The 2691-nt window shown below is 67.6% G+C and carries 3 protein-coding genes and 1 pseudogene; all 4 read right to left on the reverse strand.

The window, feature by feature from the left end:
• Positions 1 to 136, reverse strand: a pseudogene (locus ABZ070_RS36510) (IS630 family transposase); the annotation flags it as partial.
• Between the two features lie 105 nt (positions 137 to 241).
• Positions 242 to 1051, reverse strand: a complete 810-nt coding sequence (istB, locus tag ABZ070_RS36515; protein WP_356640407.1) for an IS21-like element helper ATPase IstB — start codon at positions 1049 to 1051, stop codon at positions 242 to 244.
• A complete protein-coding gene (istA, locus tag ABZ070_RS36520) occupies positions 1048 to 2307 on the reverse strand; it encodes an IS21 family transposase (protein ID WP_356640409.1) in 1260 nt (419 codons plus the stop codon). Before istA ends, istB begins: the two co-directional genes overlap by 4 nt.
• Before the next feature lie 52 nt (positions 2308 to 2359).
• A partial coding sequence (locus ABZ070_RS36525; protein ID WP_356640411.1) for a winged helix-turn-helix domain-containing protein occupies positions 2360 to 2691 on the reverse strand: 332 nt, incomplete at its 5' end.

Consider the following 2691-nt stretch of genomic DNA (forward strand, 5'->3'; position numbering starts at 1 on the left):
AGATCAGGCGGGAGCGTTCGCCAACCTTGTAGCAGCACAGGGCCGCGATGGAGAAGCGGCGCTGGGAACGGCCGCGGACCCGGACGACCGGTGTTGTTCCGCGCCGGCTCCAGGTGCGGGAAGTGGGCGGCGTCATCGAGAACCCGGCTTCGTCTTCGAAGACGATCCAGGCCCCGAGCGTCAACGACTCCTGAATTTTGACCCCCTCCGGTCTCCTGAAGATTGACCCCTCGGGGTTGGTTCAGTCGCGGTGCGCTCGGTTCTCTTTGGTCAGCAGCTCGCGGCGTTGGCGTGTGCGGTAGGAGTCGCCGGTGAGGGTGAGGACCTCGGCGTGGTGGACCAAGCGGTCGATCATCGCGGCGGCCACGACGTCGTCGGAGAAGGTCTCTCCCCAGCGTCCGAAGGGCAGGTTCGAGGTGACCATCACGGAGCCCTGTTCGTAGCGGGACGCGATCAGCTGGAAGAACAGGTTCGCGGCGTCCTGGTCGAACGGGATGTAGCCCACCTCGTCCACAATGATCAGCTTGTAGCGGCGGATCTTCTTCAGCTCGGCCTCGAGACGGCCGGCCTGGTGGGCGGTGGCAAGGCGGGTGATCCAGTTGCTCGCGGTGTCGAACAGGACCGAGTAGCCCGCGTGGGCGGCCTTGACCCCGAGCCCGATGGCCAGGTGCGTCTTGCCGATCCCGGGCGGCCCGAGGAGGATCACGTTCTCCGCCTTCGCGACGAACGTCCCGGTGGCCAGGTGGGCCAGGACATCGCGGCGGAGTGAGGGCAGGTGGTCGAGGTTGAAGTCCTCGAGGGTTTTGACCTGCGGGAAGTGGGCGGTGCGGATCCGCATGACGGTTCCCTTGGACTCGCGGTCGGCGACCTGCCGCTGCAGCAGCGCGGCCAGATACTCCTCGTGGGACCAGTTCTCATCCCTCGCCTGGGCGGCCAGGTCCTCCCAGCAGGCGCCGATCGTGGGGGTCTTCAGGACTCTGGTCAGGTAAGCGATCATGGACGGCAGGCCGTCCTTCGTCGCCGCGGTGGTCGCCGTGGTGGCGGAGGTCATTCGTTGCTCGCTTTCGTGCTTGCAGGGTCGAAGTCGACGCCGAACAGGGCGTCGTAGTCGGGCAGGGCCCGCAGAGCGACGGCATGTCCGTCGCTGTGGTGTCGGGTTGCCGCCTGGCGTCGTTCCCGGTCCAGAGCCAGGGCCTGGCGCATCCGCGCCGCTGTGGCGGCATGGATCGGGTCGGTGACCACCGCCTGTTTCGCCCAGGACCGCTCGTGCTGGGCGACGACCTGGCCGTCACAGAACACCGTGACCTCGTGTGGGGAGGCAGTGACGTCGACGAACCGGCCGATGGCCTGCGGGTCGACGGAGTAGTCGACGGTGTCGATGCGGACGTAGTAGTCACGGCCGAGCCGGATGCGGTGGTTCAGCCCGATCGGCGGGACAACGGGCGGCAGCGGGATCATCGCCAGGTAGTCGGTGTGAAGCAGGTCGACGGGGCAGCCCTGGATCGAGCGGACAGTGCGGGCGTTGGCTCGCACCAGCCACTCGTCCAACTGCTGGTTGAAGTCCGCCGGAGAGGCGAACCCGCGGCCGGGCAGGAACGAGGTCTCCAGGTACTGGTTTCCGCGCTCGACCATGCCCTTGTATTCGGGGTCACGGGGCGGCGCGAGCTTGATCCGGGTGGCCAGGGTGCCGGCGAACGCCGCCGCGGGTGCGGTGACTTTCCCGGTGCCCCCGATGGCGGACTCCCGGTCCCAGACCAGCGTCTTCGTGACCCGGCCGATGCCGTGGATCAACGACCACATGCCCGACAGGATGTCCCCGGCCTGACGGGACGGAATCATCGTCGCAGCCATGAACCGCGAGAAGCCCAACGTCATCACCAGCACCGGCAGCACCCGTTCCTGCCCGCCGCCGACCTGGACCTTCGTCTCGGGGAACCACAGATCGCACTGGGCGATCTCGCCAGGTTCGTAGGTCACCCGGTCGACCGGATCGATACCGACGTACTCCGGCCGGATCCTGGCCAGCCGCTTCTTCAACGGCGTCATCGAGTACGGCCACCCGATCCGCTCGGCGACCACTGGCGCCGGCATCCTCGGCCACTCGTTCAGCAAGGCCCGCATCTGCGGCTCGAACGTGTCCGCCACCGACCCCCGCGAGACCCGTTCATACTTCGGCGGCCGGTCGGAGCTCAACGCGGCCCGCACCGTGTTCCGGGCCACCCCCAACCGCCGCGCGATCTCCTTGATGGGCACACCCTCAGCTCGATGCAGCCGGCGTATCTCTGCCCAATCCTCCACTTTCAGCACCCTCCAAGGATCAGGAGGGGTCAATTTTCAGAAGTCGCTCAGGGGTCAGTTTTCACGAGTCGGCGACACCCGAGCGCCGCCGCGGTGGTTCCAGGTGCGGCCACACATCCTTCACCCAGCCAGCCACGGCGGCCTCGTCACGCTCGACGGCACGGCGGGCCGGAACCTGATGACTCCAGCCATGTCGCCGTAGCATCTGGGAGATCCCCGACAGCGTCATGGACTTGTGGAACCGCCGCCCGATCAGGGCCTTGATCCGGGCGAGCGTCCACCGCTGATCAGGCCACCCGTGAGCGACCGGGCCTTTGGCCAACTCCTCCTCGAGCGCGGCGAACAGCAACTCGCTCAGCTTCGGCCGACACGCCGGGCCACGGGAACGAACCC

Source organism: Streptomyces sp. NPDC006283 (assembly GCF_040613325.1).
Classification (GTDB): Bacteria; Actinomycetota; Actinomycetes; order Streptomycetales; family Streptomycetaceae; genus Streptomyces.